Source organism: Chishuiella changwenlii (genome assembly GCF_900142565.1).
Classification (GTDB): domain Bacteria; phylum Bacteroidota; class Bacteroidia; order Flavobacteriales; family Weeksellaceae; genus Empedobacter; species Empedobacter changwenlii.
The window spans coordinates 1-19,255 of record NZ_FRBH01000001.1 but is presented as its reverse complement, the minus strand read 5'-3'; the positions used below and the strand labels follow the sequence as shown (position 1 = coordinate 19,255).

Genomic DNA, 19,255 nt, shown 5'->3' with positions numbered 1-19,255 from the left:
ACAGGTGGTAGAGTTAATGTTTCGGCGTTAACTCTATCGGATTATAAATAAATTTACAAAGATGAAAATTAGAGCATCCATTAAAAAGAGAAGTGCTGACTGTAAGATTGTACGTCGTAAAGGACGTTTGTATGTGATCAACAAAAAGAATCCTAAGTTTAAACAAAGACAAGGTTAATTATTTAGAGTTATGGCAAGAATTTCAGGTGTAGATTTACCTAAAAATAAAAGAGGGGTAATCGGACTTACATACATTTACGGGGTAGGTAGAAGTAGTGCTTCTAAAATCTTAGCTGAGAATAACATCTCAGAAGATAAGAAAGTTAGCGAATGGAGTGATGAAGAAATCAATGCAATCCGTGCATCGATTAATGAATCTTTCAAAGTAGAAGGAGAATTAAGATCAGAAATCCAATTAAACATCAAACGTTTAATGGATATCGGATGTCAAAGAGGTATTCGTCACAGATTAGGTTTACCATTACGTGGTCAAAGAACAAAGAATAACTCACGTACAAGAAAAGGTAAAAAGAAAACAGTTGCTAACAAGAAAAAAGCCACTAAATAATAAGTAGATCATGGCAAAAAATCAGAAAGTAGTAAAGAAAAGAAAAGTAGTTGTAGAAGCTACTGGACAAGCTCATATTCAAGCATCGTTTAATAACGTAATCGTTACATTAACGAACAAAAACGGTGAAGTTATCTCTTGGTCTTCAGCAGGTAAAATGGGATTCCGTGGATCTAAAAAGAACACGCCTTACGCTGCTCAAGTAGCCGCTCAAGATGCAGCAACTGTTGCATACGAAGCTGGATTAAGAAGAGTTAAAGTATTTGTTAAAGGACCAGGTCAAGGTCGTGAGTCTGCTATTAGAACAATTCATAATGGTGGTATCGAAGTTTCAGAAATCGTTGATGTTACTCCACTTCCACACAATGGATGTCGTCCACCTAAAAAGAGAAGAGTATAATCATTTTTCTCAATTTAATTATTTAATATTTAATAGTAATAAATCATGGCAAGATATACAGGACCAAAAACTAAAATTGCAAGAAAATTTGGACAACCAATTTTCGGTGACGATAAATCTTTCGAAAAAAAGAAATATCCTCCAGGGCAACACGGACCTAACAAAAGAAGAGCTAAAAAATCAGAATACGCAATTCAGTTATCTGAAAAACAAAAAGCAAAATATACTTACGGTATCTTAGAGCGTCAATTTGCTAACTTATACAAGAAAGCAAATGCATCTAAAGGAATTACAGGTGAAGTATTATTACAATTATGTGAATCTCGTTTAGATAATGTAGTTTACCGTTTAGGTATCTCAAATTCTCGTAGCGGGGCTCGTCAATTAGTATCTCACAAACACGTAACTGTGAATGGAGAGGTTGTAAATATCCCATCTTACCAATTAAAAGCTGGAGATGTTATCGCTGTTAGAGAAAAATCTAAATCTTTAGCTGCAATTACTAACTCTTTACATGCACGTCGCGAGTACGATTGGTTAGTTTGGAATGACGAACAAAAAGCTGGTACTTTTACTAAAGCTCCAGAAAGAGTTCAAATCCCAGAAGATATCAAAGAGCAATTAATCGTCGAGTTATATTCTAAATAAACCATAAAATCAGACTAATAAAATGACTATTTTAAATTTCATCAAACCTGACAAAGTAATCTTAGTTGAATCTGATTCTAGATTCGGACAATTCGAATTTCGTCCATTAGAGCCAGGATACGGGATTACAGTTGGAAATGCTCTACGTAGAGTTTTACTTTCTTCATTAGAAGGATATGCTATCACGTCGATTAAGATTGAAGGTGTTGAGCACGAATTTTCAACTATTCCAGGAGTAGTGGAAGATGTTACAGAGATCATTTTAAATCTGAAAAAGGTTCGTTTTAAGAAACAAATTGATGAATCAGATGCTGAAACTGTAACTGCTACTATCTCAGGGCAAAATCAATTAACAGCGGGTGATTTAGGTAAGTTTATCTCTGGATTTCAAGTTTTAAACCCTGAATTAGTTATCGCTAACTTAGATTCTAAAGTAAATGTTACTTTAACGTTTACAATAGAAAAAGGTAGAGGATACGTACCAGCTGAAGAGAATAAAAAGGCTTCTGCGCCAATAGGTACTATAGCTATCGATTCTATTTACACTCCTATTAAGAATGTAAAATACGCAATTGAGAACTATCGTGTAGAACAAAAAACGGATTACGAAAAATTAGTTTTCGAAATTACGACTGACGGTTCTATTACACCACAAGATGCTTTAACTGAAGCCGCAAAAATCTTAATTCACCACTTTATGTTATTCTCAGATGAGAGAATTACATTAGAAGCTGAAGAAGTTGCATCTGGTGAAACTTACGATGAAGAAGCGTTACATATGCGCCAATTACTTAAGACGAAATTGGTTGACATGGATTTATCAGTAAGAGCATTAAACTGTTTAAAAGCAGCTGAAGTTGAAACATTAGGCGAATTAGTTTCTTTCGCTAAGTCTGACTTAATGAAATTCAGAAACTTTGGTAAGAAATCTCTTACAGAGTTAGAAGAATTGGTGGACAGCAAAGGTCTTAACTTTGGAATGGACATCGCAAAATATAAGTTAGACGTAGAATAATTTTATTAAAAATGAGACACGGAAAAAAATTTAACCATTTAGGTAGAACTGCTTCTCACAGAAGAGCTTTATTATCTAATTTAGCTATATCGTTGATTACTCACAAACGTATCAACACTACAGTAGCAAAGGCTAAAGCATTACAAAAATATGCTGAGCCTTTATTGACAAAGTCTAAAACAGACGATACTCACAATCGTCGTGTTGTATTTTCTTATTTGCAAAACAAGGAAGCAGTTACTGAATTATTCAGAACTGTTGCTCCTAAAATTGCTAACCGTCCAGGTGGATACACTCGTATCATCAAAACTGGTTTCCGTTTAGGAGATGGTGCTGAGATGGCAATGATTGAGTTAGTTGATTTCAACGAAATCTACTCTAACGCAAAAGTTGAGAAGAAAGCAACTACACGTCGTAGTAGAAAAAGTACTAAAACAGAAGAAGCTGCTCCAGCTGCAGAAGCTCCAGCAACTGAAACTGAAGGTACAGAAGAAGCTTAATCCATTAGTTGATTACATAATAAAAGCCGTTTCGATTTCGAAACGGCTTTTTTGTTTTTTATATCGTACTAAAAGCTGATATAAAGTTTAGTAAATTATAGAATTTCATGTTTCTAAAATCTCTAATTGTTTTTAAAGTGTTTTCTATTCTTTGTTTCTCTACTTTTTTGTAACTTTTCAGAAATTAATACAACCAATAGTAAAAAATAACTTACGATGAAAAAAAGAATTCTTTGGCTTTCATCAGCCTTTATTATATCAAGTATTGCAACGGCGCAAGTAATGACTTCTCCACCAAGTTATTCAGAGAATCAAACAAATGCGTTAGATATTTACCGTTCAGAAGCAGAACGAGTTAATAATCTTGTTCATACAAAACTAGATTTAAAGTTTGATTATCAAAAAGAACAGGTTTTAGGAGAAGAGTGGGTAACATTAAAACCACACTTTTATTCAACTTCTAAAGTTACGTTAGATGCAAAAGCAATGCTAATTCACGAAGTTGCTTTGGTTTCTGGAAATTCTAAGAAGAAATTAAATTATAAATATGATGATTTACAATTGGTAATTGACTTAGATAAAGAATATAAAAAAGACCAAGAATATACATTATACATTAAATATACTGCTCGTCCAAATGAAGTAAAGCAAAAAGGAAGCGAAGCAATTAATGATGCTAAAGGTGTATACTTTATTAACGCAAAAGGAGAAAGAGCAAATTATCCAACTCAAGTTTGGACGCAAGGAGAAACAGAATCTTCTTCTTGTTGGTTCCCAACAATCGATAAAACAAATCAAAAAACATCACAAGAGATTACATTAACTTATCCAGATAAGTATGTTTCGTTGTCTAACGGATTATTAAAATCTACTAAGAAAAATACTGACGGAACAAAAACAGATTACTGGAAGTTTGATAAAAAGCATGCGCCATACTTATTCTTTTTCGGAATTGGAGATTATGCAATTATTAAAGACAAATGGAAGAACATAGATGTTGATTATTATGTAGAACCAGCTTATAAGGATGTTGCAAAACAAATTTTTGGAAACACACCAGAAATGATTCAGTTTTTCTCCGATAAATTAGGTTATGCATATCCTTGGGAAAAGTATTCGCAAATGACAGCACGTGAATATGTTTCTGGAGCAATGGAAAACACAACGGCATCTTTATTTCATGATGGTGTACAACAAAAAGCTGGACAGTTAATTGATGAAAATACAGCAGAATATGTAATTGCGCACGAGTTATTTCACCATTGGTTTGGTGATTTAGTAACAGCAGAAAGTTGGGGTAATTTAACGGTAAATGAATCTTTTGCGAATTATTCAGAGTATTTATGGTTTGAGCATAAATATGGTAAAGAGAAAGCAGATGAACACCGTTATAACGAAGCTTTTGGTTATAAACATGGAGATGGACCTTCTAAGAATTTAGTGCGTATACATTACAATTCTAGAGAGGATATGTTTGATGGTGTTTCATATAACAAAGGAGGATTAATTTTACATATGCTAAGAAACTTTTTAGGAGATGATGCATTTTTTAAAGGGTTAAGCAAATATTTAAAAGATAATGAATTCGGAAAAGCAGAAGCTGTTCAATTACGTTTAGCATTAGAAGAAGTTTCTGGACGTGATTTAAACTGGTTTTTCAACCAATGGTATTACGACAATGGACATCCTAAGTTAACGGTTGTTTCAGATTATAATGCGACCACTAAAAAGGTTAAAGTTGTAGTAAGACAAGATGCCTCTAAATTATTCGAATTCCCATTTGCAATAGATATTGTAGAAAACGGAAAAGCAGTTCGTAAACAAGTTTGGGTTGCTAAACAAGCAGAAAACTCATTTGAGTTTGATGCAACTAAAAAACCAGATGTAGTAATTCCGAATGCAGATCAAGTTTTATTAGCTGATATAGACGATAAAAAATCAGTTGAAGAATTTATTGCTCAATACAAGGCAGGAAAAGGAGAATACGCTACACGTCTATTAGCAATAGATGCTATGGTAGATGCACAAGCAACAAATCCGAAAGCAACAGAAGCTTTATTAGAAGCTTTAAACGATCCTTTTGATGGATTAAGAATCTATACTATAAATAAATTAGATCCGGCTTCTAAACCATTAATGGATAAAGCATCGATTAAATTAAAACAATTAGCTTCTAATGATCCTAAAACATTGGTACAAGCAGCTGCATTAAGCTTATTAAATGAAGCAAATATTTTTGATGCTGCTATTTATGAAAAAGCTGTAAAAAGCCCATCGTATAGTGTACAAGGAGCTGCATTAACAGGAATTGTAAAAAATAATCCAGCAAAAATAAATGAATTAATAAAGAATGTTGATGATGAAGTAATTAAAAGTTCTTCGGATTTAGCAATGATTTTATTACCAACTTGGATTAAAAATAATCAGTTAGATAAAACACCATTGGTTGCAGAATCTGCTGCAGTTTATGAATTTATTAAATTCCAAGATCAAGAAAAAGGAAAATTAGCTGAAGAAGCTTTTAATTGGATTATGAAAAATGATACACCAGATGCAACTGCACAAGTAGCAAAAACATTTTCTGGTTATTATACGTATCTTAAAGAGCAAAATCCACAAGCTGGAATGGCTATAAAACAAATGGCAGAAAAAGCATTACAAATAAAAACAGATGCTGCTAAAACAATAAAATCAGTAACAATTGCAAAACAAATTAAGGATTTGCAAGACGCTGTTAATAAAATGAAATAATCAAAAAAATGATTATATTTGTTAAGCTATCCTTTTAAAGGGATAGCTTTTTTTACCTTTATACTTATGATAAATATAGTTGTCGCAAAAGCGAGTAATAATGTAATTGGAGCTAAGAATGATTTAATTTGGCATTTACCAAACGATTTAAAACACTTTAAAAATCTTACATCTGGACATCCAATTATCATGGGGCGAAAAACCTTCGAATCACTAGGACGCCCTTTACCTAATCGTACAAATATTGTTATTACAAGAGACAAAAATTGGAATGCAGAAGGAATAGAAGTTTTTAATTCTTTAGAGAAAGCTATAGAGTTTGCAAAAACGATAGATGAAACAATTTCGATTATTGGAGGAGGAAATATCTACAAACAAGCAATAGAATTTACTGATATTTTATATATAACAGAAGTGCATCATGAATTTGATGGTGATACTTATTTTCCAGAAATTGATGCAGATGATTGGGAAGAAATCGAAAGAGAAGATTTTAAGAAAGATGAAAAGCATCAATATGCTTATTCATTTGTAACGTATAAAAGAGCGTAATACTCGAGATTAAGCTGAGAATTGGAAATTAGAAACTAGAAGTTAGAGTTTAGTATTTAAAAATCAGTATGTCAAATTTTGTCGTGCTGAGCCTGTCGAAGCGTTTTCATCGTTTAAAGCATAGTAAATTTCTGAATAAAGTTTAAGGCTACGAAATAGCAATGTATATATCAAAAAAAATAGTCGTAAAAGTTACTTTTACGACTATTTTTTTATTATTTAAAAACGAGAATTAATGTTTAATTTCATCAATTTCGTTTGGATTATGTTTGTATTTAAATATAATTGCAAATAGTATAGTAACCACTAAAGCATATCCTGCAAATATAAACCAAGAATGTCTCCATCCGTCTAATTGTGCTGATAAATAAGTCTGACTAAATACATAATGATTAACAATATATTGTGCTATCAACATTCCTATTGTAGCTCCAAAACCGTTTGTCATCATCATAAAAACTCCTTGTGCAGAAGAACGAATTTCTTTGTTTGTTTCTTTGTCAACATATAATGATCCAGAAACATTAAAGAAGTCGAATGCGATACCATATGCAATCATTGATATGATGAACATCCAAACACCAGAACCAGGATTTCCTAATCCAAATAAACCAAAGCGTAAAACCCATCCAATCATTGCCATTAACATTACGATTTTAATACCGAAACGTTTTAAGAAAAATGGAATAAGTAAAATACATAAAGTTTCAGAAACTTGAGAAAGAGAGATTAATGCATTTGCATTACTTGCTCCCCAAGAGTTCGAATATTCAGGAGCATCTTTAAACGTTGTAATAAACGGATTAGCATATCCATTTGTAATTTGCAAAGAAACACCTAATAACATAGAGAAGATGAAGAAAACAGCCATTTTCTTATCTTTAAATAAAGAAAAAGCTTTTAATCCGAAAGCATCAGAAATAGATTGTTTCTCAGAACGATCATTTACTGGACAATTAGGTAATGTTAGGCAATATAAAAATAAAAGTATACCTAAGATTCCCGATACAAAAAATTGATAATAATTAGATTGGAAACTTATAAAATCACTGCTTCCAGTAAAATTAAAAGTAAAAACATCGTTCGTAAATCCTGAAAAATTTACAAATAACATCGCAAATATAAACCCTACAGTACCAAATGTTCTAATAGGTGGAAATGCTTTAATCGTATCAAGATTATTTTGCTTTAAAATTGTATAAGCCGTAGAATTTGATAATGCAATTGTAGGCATAAAGAAAGCAACGCTAAACGAATACAATGTAAATATTGTAGTAAAATCTACATTACTTCCAGCTGTATACCCATAATATCCTGTGGCAAACATAAAAATAGCCGCAAATAAGTGATTTAATCCTAACAAACGTTGTACAGGAATCCATCTATCTGCAACAATACCCATTATAGCGGGCATAAAAATGGATACAATTCCTTGCATCGCATAGAAAAGACCGATTTTTGGACCTAAGCCAACCGATCCTAGATAATTTCCCATAGAAGTTAGGTATGCTCCCCATACCGCAAATTCTAGGAAACTCATAATTGTAAGTCTAAACTTTACAGACATATTATAATGAAATAGTTATTAGTTTTCCATGTTATCTATTTGATCACGTAAGCGTGCAGCTAATTCGTAATCTTCATTTTGTACAGCTTTGTTCATTTCTGTTTCTAGTTCATCTTTCGACCAACCTTCGTATTCGTTTATTTCAGAAGGATCCGAATCAAGACCTGCAAGGATATCTAAATCATCCTCAAAATTATTTGCAGCTTGACGAATATTTTCTTCTTCTTCAATAACATCTAAATGAATTCCAGCTTTTTCTACAACATGATCGTAGGCGTAGATTGGAGCATTGAAACGGACAGCTAATGCAATAGCATCAGACGTTCTCGAATCTATTTCTGCACGAAGTCCTTCATCATTTATAAAAACAATGTTAGAATAAAAAACGCCATCTTCTAATTTATAGATATATATAGAATCAACATTTAAACTAAACTCTTTTCCTAAAGCGATAAATAAATCGTGCGTAAGTGGACGTGGTGGATTAATATCTTTTTCTAAAGCTAATGCGATAGATTGAGCTTCGAAGCTTCCAATGATAATAGGTAATTTTCTACCTCCGATATTTTCTTCTAATATCAATGCATACGCTCCAGTTTGAGTTTGACTGTACGAAATGCCTTTGATATTTAATTTTATTAAATTGTCCATTTGGGTGTAAATCTATGAAAAACTGATGAATATTTAATCTTTTTTTAATCAATAAAAAAAACCCGAACTATCTAAATAATTCGGATTCAATTTATTTTCGCTTAAAGCTATACTTTTAGCCTTTATATTTTTTTAACTCTTCAGTTAATTTTGGTACAATTTCGAAAGCATCTCCTACGATTCCGTAATCAGCTGCTTTAAAGAAAGGAGCTTCAGCGTCATTGTTTATTACAACAATCGTCTTAGATCCGTTAACACCAGCTAAATGCTGAATAGCACCAGAAATACCAACTGCAATGTATAAGTTTGGAGCAATCGCTTTACCTGTTTGTCCAACGTGTTCTGCATGTGGTCTCCAACCAATATCAGCAACTGGTTTAGAAGATGCTGTAGCAGCGCCTAAAACTTTTGCTAAATCTTCTATCATTCCCCAGTTTTCTGGACCTTTCATTCCACGTCCTGCAGAAACAACTATATCAGCTTCTTTTAAATCTATTTTATCAGTAGAAGCTAATTCTGTCGAAATAACTTTCACTTTTACATCAGCATCTGATACAGATACAGAAGAAGTTTCTTCTGATCCTGAAACTGCGTTTTCTTTTGTTCCAAAAGCATTCTGTAAAACAGTAACAACTACTTTTCCAGAAGCTGCAACAGTTTCAATTCCTTTTCCAGAAAAAGCTTTACGTGCTACTGTAAAAGGAGCAACTGCTGTAGGTGCTTTTTCTACATTAGTAATTAAAGATGCTCCTGTTTTATAAGCTAAAACTGGTGCAATAGAACTTCCTTCGTTTGTAGAAGGTAATACTACGATATCACCTTGTACTAATTCTGTTAAAGCTTTTGCGTAAGCGTTAGCATCAAATTTTGCTAAAGCTGCATTTTCTACTTTAATAACTTTAGATGCTCCATATTGATATAATTCATCAGCTGGAGTGTTTCCAAAAACAATTGCAGTAACTGTATCTCCAGCAACATCTGCTGTAGATTTTGCATAAGAAACAGCTTCTAATCCTGCTTTTTTATATTTTCCGTCGTGAGACTCTGCGTATACAAAAATTGCCATTTTTTAATTCTTTAAGGTTAATAAATTAGATTACTTTAGCTTCTTCGTGTAATAATCTTACTAATTCAGCCACATTGTCTTTATCAATCAATGTTACGTTTCCTCTAGAAGCAGGTTTTTCATATCCTACAACTTCAACTTTACTTTCTGTTGATTCTGGAGTAACTACATTAATTTGTTTAGAACGAGCTTGCATAATTCCTCTCATGTTAGGGATTCTTAATGCAGATTCTTCTACTAAACCTTTTTGTCCTGCAATTACAGCTGGTAAAGTAACTTCTACAGTTTCTTTTCCTCCATCAATTTCGCGAACAGCTTTTGCAGTAGAACCGTCTACTTCTAAACCAATACATCCATTAATAAATCCGTAATCTAAAATAGCTGATACTAATCCTGGAACAGATGCTCCATTATAATCGATAGATTCTCTTCCTGTTAAAACAAGATCAAATCCACCATCTTTAGCAGCTTTTGCAATTTGTGTAGCCACAAAGAAATCATCGCGTGCATCTGCATCAACTCTAATTCCATCATTTGCTCCAATTGCTAAAGCTTTTCTCATTACAGGATCTACACTTGCATCTCCTACAGTTAATATTGTAATCGTAGCACCCAATTTCTCTTGTAATTCTACGGCTTTATTTAAGCTAAACTCATCGTGAGGGTTAATAACGAATTGTACACCATTTTTATCAAATGATTTTCCGTCTGCTGTGAAGTTGATTTTTGCTGTAGTATCTGGAACACTACTAATACAAACTAATATCTTCATAATTTTGTGTTGTTTACGTTTTTATATATGTAAAAATAAATAAATTATTTTATTATGCAAGCATAATATTGTTAATTATTTGTCAACTCGCTACTTTTTCTTTTTAGTTGTTTCTTGTAAACAGAAGTAGACACGACAACGCTTAATTCGTACAAGAACCATAATGGAATTGTGACTAAAATCATACTATAAACATCATTCGGAGTAATTGCGGCTGCAATAACAAGAACAACAATAAAAGCATGCTTTCTGTAATCCTTAAGGAACTTAGGAGTAAGAATTCCAATTACAGTCAAGAAATATACAAAAATTGGCATTAAGAACATAACTCCCATCGATAAAAGAAGTTGAACAAATAAATCGATATAACTAGGTAAAGTCCATGTATTACCAACTCCAAACGGATCATAAGTAAATAAGAACTGTGTACACAATGGTAATAACATAAAATAGCTAAACAGTACACCCATTACAAAGAAGAATATGATAGAGAGAATTGTAAAACCAGCATATTTTCTTTCTGTTTCCTTTAATGCAGGCTGAACAAATCGCCATAATTCATATATAATATAAGGAATTGCTAGAATAATTCCACATACAATAATTGAGAAGAATTGAGAAGTAATCTGTCCAGATGGATTAAGATTGGTTAACTCTTTAGAGATATCAAAAGATTCTGTATAAATTTTTCCAAAACCTGTAAATTCTCCAAATCGGTTAAATACACCAAATGTTGGGAAATTAGATTTTAAAGGAGCCATAATAACATCCTGTACCAATTCGTCCCAAAAATATGTCACAATAAGTGATGTTACTATAATCGCCAAAATAGAGCGAGTTAAATGTCCTCTAAGCTCTCCTATATGAGATAAGAAAGACATATTTGTTTTATTTTTTGCCATAAAATTATTCTATTCCCTCATTTAATATTGAATGGATATCTAAAATTCCATAATAATTATTGTCTTCATCTACAACCACAAGTTGTCCTATACTGTTATGTCTCAAAATAGCTAAAGCCTCTCTTGCTTTTTCCGATTTCTGAATTGTCTTAGGATTCATAGATGCAATGTCTTTTGCTTTTAAATGATGAAAAGTTTCATTGTTTAACAACATTCTACGTAAATCACCGTCAGTAATAACACCAAGAATTTTATTATCTTCTAAGACAACTGTTATTCCATGTCGACCAGATGTTAAAGAGTTAATAACTTCTGATATAGAAGAATTAGGATGAACAAATGGTTTTCTATCTGGATTTACAATATTCTCAACTGTCCATAATAATTTTTTACCTAATGCTCCTCCTGGATGAAATTTTGCAAAGTCGTTTTGAGAAAAAGCTCTCATCTTCATTAATGTAATTGCAATTGCATCTCCCATTACTAACTGAGAGGTTGTAGAAGTTGTTGGAGCTAAATTAACAGGACATGCTTCTTTGTCAATTGTAATTTCTAATACAATGTCTGAACTTTTAGCTAATTCAGATTTCGGATTAGAAGTTAAACCTATCAATACAGAAGCATATTGTTTTAGTATTGGAGCCAGATAAGTAATTTCTGGTGTATTTCCACTTTTAGAAATACATAATACAACATCTTCTGGTTGTACCATTCCTAAATCTCCATGTATAGCTTCTGTTGCATGTAAAAATTGACTAGGAGTTCCTGTTGAATTTAATGTTGCAACAATTTTATTTGCTATATGAGCACTTTTGCCAACACCAACAATAACTAGTTTTCCTTTTGTATTGTATATCGAATTCACCGCATCAACAAAAGATTCGTTAATACGAGATGATATAGCTTCAAGCGCCTGAATTTCTTCTCGAAAAACGTTTTGGGCTATTTGTATTAATTCTGAATTTTCCACAATAAAATTTCTATTGTCTATTTTTAAAAATATTCGTACTTTTACTCCCCTTTTTTATTATCAATCAATTATATATATAATATTGTTGTAATATATAAAAATAATATGTATATTTAAGAGGTATCAAATATAGGAACTATTTAACTTATAATATTAATTTTAGTCTTTTGTATAGATGGAAGCCATATCGAAAAACCTAACATCTTCCCTAAAAAAATATTTTGGTTTCGACCAATTTAAAGGTCAGCAGCATGAAATAATTACAAGCTTATTAAACAAAGAAGACGTATTTGTTTTAATGCCTACTGGTGGGGGAAAGTCATTATGTTATCAATTACCGGCATTAATGTCTGATGGAGTAGCAATTATTGTATCGCCTTTAATTGCCTTAATGAAGAATCAAGTAGACGCAATACGCGGTATTTCCGAAAATAACGGAATTGCCCATGTATTAAATTCATCTTTAAATAAGTCAGAAACCAAAACGGTAATGACTGATATTAAAGATGGTATAACTAAAATGTTATATGTTGCACCAGAATCTTTAACTAAGGAAGAATATGTCGAATTTTTTAAATCGGTTAAAATTTCTTTTTTTGGAATTGATGAAGCGCATTGTATTTCTGAATGGGGACATGATTTTCGTCCAGAGTACCGTAATTTAAAATCAATTATAAATAAAATCGGTGATGCACCAATTATTGCTTTAACAGCAACAGCAACACCGAAAGTACAAGAAGATATTCAGAAAACTTTAGGCATGCAAAGTGCAAAAGTTTTTAAAGACTCTTTTAATCGTGATAATTTATTTTACGAAGTACGTCCAAAAGTAGATCAAGATAAACAGATTATTAAGTTTATTAAACAAAACGAAGGTAAATCTGGAGTTATCTACTGTTTAAGCCGTAAAAAAGTAGAAGAAATTTCACAACTTTTACAAGTAAATGGAGTTAATGCAATTCCTTACCATGCAGGATTAGATGCAAAAACAAGAAGTAAACATCAGGATATGTTTCTTATGGAAGATGCAAGTGTTGTAGTTGCAACAATTGCTTTCGGAATGGGAATAGATAAACCAGATGTTCGCTTTGTAATGCATTACGATATGCCAAAATCATTAGAAAGTTATTACCAAGAAACTGGTCGTGCAGGTCGCGATGGAGGAGAAGGTGTTTGTATTGCTTTTTATGATTATAAGGATATTGAAAAGTTAGAAAAATTCTTAGCAAGTAAACCAGTTGCAGAACGCGAAGTGGGAATGCAATTATTATCAGAAGTTGTTGCTTATGCAGAAACATCTATGTCTCGTCGTAAATTCTTATTACACTATTTTGGAGAAGAGTTTGACGAGAAAAATGGTTTAGGAGCAAACATGGACGACAATATGCGCAATCCTAAAAAAATGGTTGAAGCAAAAGATGACGCTGTAACTGCTTTAAAACTTGTGCAAAAAACAAATCAGAAATTAAAATTAAATGATGTTGTAAATGTTTTAGTTGGTAAAGAAACATCTATTACAAAATCGTACAATTTAAAATCTGACGATTTATTTGGTACAGGAAAAGATAAAGAAGACTATTACTGGAAATCAATTTTACGTCAATTAATTGTTCGTAACTTTTTAGAGAAAGAAATAGAATCTTACGGAATTTTAAAAATTACAAAAGAAGGAATTGATTTTATTAGTCAACCAACTTCTTTTGAAATAGCTGAAGATATCGATTTTAAAAAATTATTATCTGAAGGTAGTTTTGATAAAGAAGAAGTAACGACTACGCCAATTGCTTTTGATGATGCTTTATTAAAACAATTAAAAGATTTACGTAAAAGAATAGCAAAAGCACATCAAATTCCACCATTTGCAGTTTTTCAAGATTCTAGTTTAGATGATATGACAATGCAATATCCTACAACTGTAAAGGAATTAGCAAATGTTTTTGGAGTAGGAGAAGGTAAAGCTAAAAAATTTGGTAAAGACTTTGTAGAGTTAATTGCGCAGTATGTTAAAGATAACGATATCATTCGTCCAGAGGATATGGTTATTAAACAAGTTGCAGATAAATCAAGCTATAAAGTTTATATTATTCAGTCAACAGACAGAAAATTAAATCTAGAAGAAGTTGCTGAAAGAAAAAGTATGTCGATGAGCGATTTACTTTCAGAAATGGAGAGTATCGTTTATCAAGGAACAAAATTAAATATTACATATTATATAGATGAGGTTTTAGATGAAGATCAACAAGAAGAGATATATGATTTCTTAATGGAATCAGACTCGGATTCGATGTCTTCATTATTAAAAGAATTTGGTGATGATTACGATGAAGAAGAATTACGATTAATGCGTATTAAGTTCATTAGCGAAGTAGCCAATTAAAATCTTATTAAAAAACAAAAATAGCCCAAGGATTATGTATCTTTGGGCTTAATTATTACAAGACTAAAAATGAATAATAAAGCAATATTAATGATATTGGATGGTTGGGGAATAGGAAATAACCCAGCTGTTTCCGCTATAGCACAAGCAAAAACTCCTTTTATTGATAGCTGTTTAGTAAACTATCCAAACGCTACTTTAGATACTTTTGGTTTAGCAGTAGGTTTACCAGAAGGACAAATGGGGAATTCGGAAGTAGGACACATGAACTTAGGTGCAGGACGTGTAGTATTTCAAAATCTTGTTCGTATTAATATGGCAGTTGAAAATGGAACTTTACAAAATGAAACAATTTTAAAAGATGCTTTTCAATATGCAACAACAAATAATAAAAAAGTTCACTTCATAGGATTAGTTTCAGATGGTGGTGTGCATTCTCATATCAATCATTTAAAAGGATTATTAGACGCAGCTAACAAATGTGGATTACATGACAATGTTTTTGTACATGCATTCACAGATGGTCGTGATACTGATCCAAAATCTGGAGAAGGATTCATTACAGAATTGCTTCAACACATGGCAAAGTCGACAGGAGAATTAGCTTCTTTAACTGGTCGTTACTATGCAATGGATCGTGATAAACGTTGGGAAAGAGTAAAATTAGCTTATGATGCAATGGTTAACGGAGTAGGAACTCCAACAAGTGATCCATTAGGAGCTATTCTTCATTCTTATAATGAAGATGTAACAGATGAGTTTATCAAACCAATTATTGTTACAAACGAAGATGGTTCTCCGAAAGCTAAAATAGAAAATGGAGATGTTGTAATCTGTTTCAATTTCCGTACAGACAGAGGTCGAGAAATATCTGAAGTTTTAACACAGCAAGATTTTCCAGATTTCGATATGAAGAAATTAGATCTTAAATACATCACTTTAACAGAATATGACGCTACCTATAAAAATGTAGAAGTAATATTCGACGATAAAAATATAACAAAAACATTAGGAGAAATAGTTTCAGCAGCGGGTCGTAAACAAATTCGTATTGCAGAAACAGAAAAATATCCACATGTTACATTTTTCTTTAATGGAGGTCAAGAAGAACCTTTCGGAGGAGAAAGTAGAATTATGTGTGCATCACCAAGAGATGTTGCAACTTATGATTTAAAACCAGAAATGGCTGCATACGATATTACAAATGCAATTGTTCCAGAAATAGAAAAAGAATCTGCAGATTTTATTTGTTTAAATTTTGCAAATACAGACATGGTTGGACATACAGGAGTAATGAGTGCAGCAATTAAAGCAGCAGAAGTTGTAGATAGTTGTGCAGAAAAAATTGTTACAGCAGCTTTAGATCATGGTTATAATGTTGTTATATTAGCCGATCACGGAAATTCAGATTTTATGATGAATGAGGACGGATCACCAAATACACAACACACAACAAATCCAGTTCCATTTATCTTAGCTCAGAAAGATAATGTTTGGAATGTTAAAAATGGAAAATTAGGTGACATTGCACCTACAATTTTAACATTAATGGGAATTGAAATTCCAGACGAAATGACTGGTGATATCATCATTGAAAAAAAATAATCAAAAAACCTGATATTAAACTTATATGATTAATAAAATTATTGCAATCGATTTTGACGGAACTATCGTAGATGACAAATATCCAGAAATAGGAAAAGCAAAAATTTTTGCTTTCGAAACAATGCGTCAATTACAAAATGATGGATATCGCCTTACTTTATGGACATACAGAAGTGGTAAAACACTAAATGAAGCTGTAGAGTTTTGTAGAAAAAATGGTATCGAATTCTACGCAATAAACAATAGTTTCGAAGGAGAAGATTATGACAAAACAACACACAGTAGAAAAATCAACGCAGATATTTTTGTAGATGATAGAAATCTTGGAGGTTTTCCAGGATGGAGTGATGTTTATCAAATTATTACCAAAAAAATAGAATTAAGTGTTTCTACAAATGGAACGCAAGCTCCAAAGAAAAAGAAAAAAGGATTTTTCGGATTATGATACATTTAAAAAGTAATGAAGAATTAGAGTTAATGTACCTAAGTGCCCAATTGGTTTCAAAAACCTTAGGTATGTTAGCTAAAGAAATAAAACCAGGAGTTACCACTAATCATATAGATCAATTAGGAGGAGAATTTATTAGAGATCATGGCGGATATCCTGCATTCTTAGGAATGTACGATTTTCCTAAAAATCTTTGTATTTCTCCAAATACAGAAGTTGTTCATGGAATTCCGAACGATAAACCTTTGCAAGAAGGAGATATCGTTTCTGTAGATTGTGGGGTATATATGAATGATTTTTACGGAGATCATGCCTATACATTTGCAGTAGGACAAATAGACGAAGAAACAGAGAAGCTATTACGTATTACCAAAGAATCATTGTTCAAAGGAATAGAGCAAATGAAAAAAGGAAATCGTATTGGTGACATAAGTTTTGCTATTCAGCAACATTGCGAGAAAGAAGGTTACGGAGTTGTTCGTGAACTAGTAGGGCATGGGCTTGGAAGAAAAATGCACGAAGATCCTCAAGTTCCAAATTACGGACGTCGTGGTTCTGGTAAAAAAATAGAAAACGGATTAGTTTTAGCAATAGAACCTATGGTTAATATGGGAACTGAAAAAATTAATTTTCATTCAGACGGTTGGACAGTAACAACACAAGATGATAAATATTCTGCGCATTTCGAACACGATGTTTGTGTTGTAAACGGAGAACCAAAATTATTATCTACATACCAATACATTTACGATGCATTGGGAATTGAGTCCGACGAAGAAAAGCCATATTTATTTAAACCATAACAAGAAACTTTTGTGAAAAAGCTCTTAAAAAAAATAATGAATATACTACCACGTCCATTGTTGATAAAAGGTAGTTATTTAGTTCGACCAGTTTTAGTTTGGTTCATGAAAGGAGATCGTTTTGTAGATCCTATAGACGGGCAGGGGTATTACAGTTTACTACCTTACGGATATGGAAAACAACGCGAAAACGTACTTTCTCCAGGAACATTCTCATTAGAACGTCACCGCTTAATGTGGTTGTATTTAAAAAACGAAACAACGTTTTTTAATCAAAAAGCAAAAGTTTTACACATTGCACCAGAACAATCTTTTATAAAAAGATTCAAAGCAATGTCAAATCTAGAATATATAACGAGTGATATAGAATCACCTTTGGCAGATGTAAAAGCAGATATTTGCGATTTACCGTTTGGAGATGATACATTCGATATTATTTTTTGTAACCACGTTTTAGAACATATTCCAGACGATCATAAAGCAATGACAGAATTGTTTAGAGTAATGAAACCTGGTGGTTGGGGAATTTTACAAGTACCAATTTCTTATCAACGAGAAACAACTTACGAAGATCCAACAGTAACATCTAAAGAAGAACGTAAAGAAAAATTTGGTCAATACGATCATGTTCGTGTTTACGGGTTAGATTATTACAAAAGATTAGAACAAGCAGGTTTCATCGTAGAAAAAGTAGATTATACGAAGAAGATTTCTATAGAGGACGTAAAAAAGTATTGTTTAGAAAACGGAGAAATTTTACCAATCGTAAGAAAACCTCAAGATATTTAATTTATCTAAAAGCATAAAATTATAAAGACCTTATCTATTATATAGATGAGGTTTTTTTTTATTTTTGAAAATACGCAACACTATGTGTTGCTTTCTTCCCGAATCGTTAACCTCAAAGTATTTTGCGAAGCCAACTTTTTTGGGAAGTTGGTTTCACAAAATAATCATGTCCTTTTATCTCGAGCTTAGAAGTTGGAAACTTGAAGCTAGTTATAAGATGTAAGATTATAAGGAATAAGGTTTGTTTTGAATAGTACACTTATGTTCTCTGCGTAATCTTTATGCTCTTTGCGGTTGAACTAATATAGAAGTTAGATTTTAGTTTTAAGATGTAAGACTATAAGATATAAGGCTTGTTTTGCCATAATTGTCGAAGCATCATTACCTATTATACATGTCAAATTCCTCCATTCTTCCTCTATTTCCCATCTTAAATCTCATCTCTCGTATCTATTTTCAAAAAAGTTTAAAAAATATTCTACGGTTATTCAGTTAGTTAGGCGAAAAATGTAAATTAATTGTAAAGTTGATTTGGAAAAGAGGAATATTGAGTTGTATATTTGCACTCCCAATACGAAAGAAGAGTAGTATTGTAGGAATTGAAATAGTGAAGCAGTAATGTTAGTTTTAACGGGCTTTTTTTGATGGTTGAGGTTGTAATGACTGAGATTGATAAAAGAAAAAAAGTTTTAAAATATTTCAAAAAATATTTTGTGGTTTAAAAATATTAATTACCTTTGCAACCGCTTACAGAAACATAGAAACGAAGTAAGTATTGAAACGAGAAGTTCATTTGAAATTTAAAATATAGACAGAAGAAATAAAGCCGATACGAAATTAGTCAATCCTTGAATAATGGAGCTATAGGAAA

General features: G+C 32.0%; 19 protein-coding genes. 13 read left to right on the top strand and 6 right to left on the bottom strand.

The features are described from left to right. Positions 1–61 precede the first annotated feature (61 nt). The 8 genes from ykgO to BUA86_RS00060 all read left to right on the top strand — a co-directional run bounded on the left by ykgO (position 62) and on the right by BUA86_RS00060 (position 6,434). Complete coding sequence (gene ykgO, locus BUA86_RS00095) at positions 62–178, top strand: type B 50S ribosomal protein L36 (RefSeq protein ID WP_013598490.1); 117 nt, start codon at positions 62–64, stop codon at positions 176–178. 12 nt (positions 179–190) lie between these two features. Further along, on the top strand, positions 191–568 hold the full coding sequence (rpsM, locus tag BUA86_RS00090; protein WP_072928709.1) for a 30S ribosomal protein S13: 378 nt from the start codon (positions 191–193) through the stop codon (positions 566–568). Positions 569–578: 10 nt separating this feature from the next. Further along, positions 579–968, top strand: a complete 390-nt coding sequence (gene rpsK / locus BUA86_RS00085) for a 30S ribosomal protein S11 (RefSeq protein ID WP_072928707.1) — start codon at positions 579–581, stop codon at positions 966–968. A 45-nt stretch (positions 969–1,013) separates the two neighbouring features. Beyond that, the gene (gene rpsD, locus BUA86_RS00080) at positions 1,014–1,616 is read left to right on the top strand and encodes a 30S ribosomal protein S4 (RefSeq protein ID WP_072928705.1); all 603 of its coding nucleotides are present in this window, start codon (positions 1,014–1,016) and stop codon (positions 1,614–1,616) included. Positions 1,617–1,638: 22 nt separating this feature from the next. After that, positions 1,639–2,631: a DNA-directed RNA polymerase subunit alpha gene (locus BUA86_RS00075; protein WP_072928703.1), complete on the top strand. Its 993-nt coding sequence runs from the start codon at positions 1,639–1,641 to the stop codon at positions 2,629–2,631. Between the two features lie 11 nt (positions 2,632–2,642). After that, entirely contained in the window at positions 2,643–3,131 is a 489-nt protein-coding gene (rplQ, locus tag BUA86_RS00070; protein WP_072928702.1) for a 50S ribosomal protein L17, read from the top strand. A gap of 216 nt (positions 3,132–3,347) precedes the next feature. Then, positions 3,348–5,882, top strand: coding sequence for a M1 family metallopeptidase (locus tag BUA86_RS00065; protein ID WP_072928700.1), 2,535 nt, complete (start codon positions 3,348–3,350; stop codon positions 5,880–5,882). Between the two features lie 66 nt (positions 5,883–5,948). Then, positions 5,949–6,434 carry a dihydrofolate reductase gene (locus BUA86_RS00060; RefSeq protein WP_072928698.1) on the top strand — a complete coding sequence of 162 codons (486 nt, stop codon included), beginning with the start codon at positions 5,949–5,951 and terminating at the stop codon, positions 6,432–6,434. 232 nt (positions 6,435–6,666) lie between these two features. Here BUA86_RS00060 and BUA86_RS00055 read toward each other — a convergent pair whose 3' ends face one another. The 6 genes from BUA86_RS00055 to BUA86_RS00030 form a co-directional block, all read right to left on the bottom strand. Further along, complete coding sequence (locus tag BUA86_RS00055) at positions 6,667–8,001, bottom strand: MFS transporter (RefSeq protein WP_072928696.1); 1,335 nt, start codon at positions 7,999–8,001, stop codon at positions 6,667–6,669. A gap of 18 nt (positions 8,002–8,019) precedes the next feature. Continuing rightward, the gene (locus tag BUA86_RS00050) at positions 8,020–8,652 is read right to left on the bottom strand and encodes a bifunctional nuclease family protein (RefSeq protein WP_072928695.1); all 633 of its coding nucleotides are present in this window, start codon (positions 8,650–8,652) and stop codon (positions 8,020–8,022) included. A gap of 115 nt (positions 8,653–8,767) precedes the next feature. After that, positions 8,768–9,718 (bottom strand): electron transfer flavoprotein subunit alpha/FixB family protein, encoded by a 951-nt coding sequence (locus BUA86_RS00045; protein ID WP_072928693.1) that lies wholly within the window; start codon positions 9,716–9,718, stop codon positions 8,768–8,770. Between the two features lie 25 nt (positions 9,719–9,743). Further along, entirely contained in the window at positions 9,744–10,490 is a 747-nt protein-coding gene (locus BUA86_RS00040; protein ID WP_072928691.1) for an electron transfer flavoprotein subunit beta/FixA family protein, read from the bottom strand. A 71-nt stretch (positions 10,491–10,561) separates the two neighbouring features. Next, entirely contained in the window at positions 10,562–11,392 is an 831-nt protein-coding gene (gene tatC, locus BUA86_RS00035; RefSeq protein ID WP_072928689.1) for a twin-arginine translocase subunit TatC, read from the bottom strand. Positions 11,393–11,396: 4 nt separating this feature from the next. Next, on the bottom strand, positions 11,397–12,362 hold the full coding sequence (locus tag BUA86_RS00030) for a KpsF/GutQ family sugar-phosphate isomerase (protein WP_072928687.1): 966 nt from the start codon (positions 12,360–12,362) through the stop codon (positions 11,397–11,399). 175 nt (positions 12,363–12,537) lie between these two features. Here BUA86_RS00030 and recQ point away from each other — a divergent pair, with 175 nt between their 5' ends. The 5 genes from recQ (at position 12,538) to BUA86_RS00005 (ending at position 18,384) form a co-directional block, all read left to right on the top strand. Further along, complete coding sequence (recQ, locus tag BUA86_RS00025; protein ID WP_072928685.1) at positions 12,538–14,739, top strand: DNA helicase RecQ; 2,202 nt, start codon at positions 12,538–12,540, stop codon at positions 14,737–14,739. Positions 14,740–14,808: 69 nt separating this feature from the next. Next, positions 14,809–16,344, top strand: coding sequence for a 2,3-bisphosphoglycerate-independent phosphoglycerate mutase (gene gpmI, locus BUA86_RS00020; RefSeq protein ID WP_072928683.1), 1,536 nt, complete (start codon positions 14,809–14,811; stop codon positions 16,342–16,344). A gap of 25 nt (positions 16,345–16,369) precedes the next feature. Continuing rightward, positions 16,370–16,789 carry a BT0820 family HAD-type phosphatase gene (locus tag BUA86_RS00015; RefSeq protein ID WP_072928681.1) on the top strand — a complete coding sequence of 140 codons (420 nt, stop codon included), beginning with the start codon at positions 16,370–16,372 and terminating at the stop codon, positions 16,787–16,789. Beyond that, positions 16,786–17,595 carry a type I methionyl aminopeptidase gene (gene map / locus BUA86_RS00010; protein ID WP_072928679.1) on the top strand — a complete coding sequence of 270 codons (810 nt, stop codon included), beginning with the start codon at positions 16,786–16,788 and terminating at the stop codon, positions 17,593–17,595. The genes BUA86_RS00015 and map overlap by 4 nt, the downstream gene beginning before the upstream one ends. A gap of 36 nt (positions 17,596–17,631) precedes the next feature. Then, on the top strand, positions 17,632–18,384 hold the full coding sequence (locus tag BUA86_RS00005) for a class I SAM-dependent methyltransferase (protein WP_373282292.1): 753 nt from the start codon (positions 17,632–17,634) through the stop codon (positions 18,382–18,384). Positions 18,385–19,255: the final 871 nt, after the last annotated feature.

Coding starts and splice junctions, on each gene's coding strand:
- ykgO (WP_013598490.1), top strand. CDS start 62: ATGAAAATTAGAGCATCCATTAAAAAGAGAAGTGCTGACTGTAAGATT.
- rpsM (WP_072928709.1), top strand. CDS start 191: ATGGCAAGAATTTCAGGTGTAGATTTACCTAAAAATAAAAGAGGGGTA.
- rpsK (WP_072928707.1), top strand. CDS start 579: ATGGCAAAAAATCAGAAAGTAGTAAAGAAAAGAAAAGTAGTTGTAGAA.
- rpsD (WP_072928705.1), top strand. CDS start 1,014: ATGGCAAGATATACAGGACCAAAAACTAAAATTGCAAGAAAATTTGGA.
- BUA86_RS00075 (WP_072928703.1), top strand. CDS start 1,639: ATGACTATTTTAAATTTCATCAAACCTGACAAAGTAATCTTAGTTGAA.
- rplQ (WP_072928702.1), top strand. CDS start 2,643: ATGAGACACGGAAAAAAATTTAACCATTTAGGTAGAACTGCTTCTCAC.
- BUA86_RS00065 (WP_072928700.1), top strand. CDS start 3,348: ATGAAAAAAAGAATTCTTTGGCTTTCATCAGCCTTTATTATATCAAGT.
- BUA86_RS00060 (WP_072928698.1), top strand. CDS start 5,949: ATGATAAATATAGTTGTCGCAAAAGCGAGTAATAATGTAATTGGAGCT.
- BUA86_RS00055 (WP_072928696.1), bottom strand. CDS start 8,001: ATGTCTGTAAAGTTTAGACTTACAATTATGAGTTTCCTAGAATTTGCG.
- BUA86_RS00050 (WP_072928695.1), bottom strand. CDS start 8,652: ATGGACAATTTAATAAAATTAAATATCAAAGGCATTTCGTACAGTCAA.
- BUA86_RS00045 (WP_072928693.1), bottom strand. CDS start 9,718: ATGGCAATTTTTGTATACGCAGAGTCTCACGACGGAAAATATAAAAAA.
- BUA86_RS00040 (WP_072928691.1), bottom strand. CDS start 10,490: ATGAAGATATTAGTTTGTATTAGTAGTGTTCCAGATACTACAGCAAAA.
- tatC (WP_072928689.1), bottom strand. CDS start 11,392: ATGGCAAAAAATAAAACAAATATGTCTTTCTTATCTCATATAGGAGAG.
- recQ (WP_072928685.1), top strand. CDS start 12,538: ATGGAAGCCATATCGAAAAACCTAACATCTTCCCTAAAAAAATATTTT.
- gpmI (WP_072928683.1), top strand. CDS start 14,809: ATGAATAATAAAGCAATATTAATGATATTGGATGGTTGGGGAATAGGA.
- BUA86_RS00015 (WP_072928681.1), top strand. CDS start 16,370: ATGATTAATAAAATTATTGCAATCGATTTTGACGGAACTATCGTAGAT.
- map (WP_072928679.1), top strand. CDS start 16,786: ATGATACATTTAAAAAGTAATGAAGAATTAGAGTTAATGTACCTAAGT.
- BUA86_RS00005 (WP_373282292.1), top strand. CDS start 17,632: ATGAATATACTACCACGTCCATTGTTGATAAAAGGTAGTTATTTAGTT.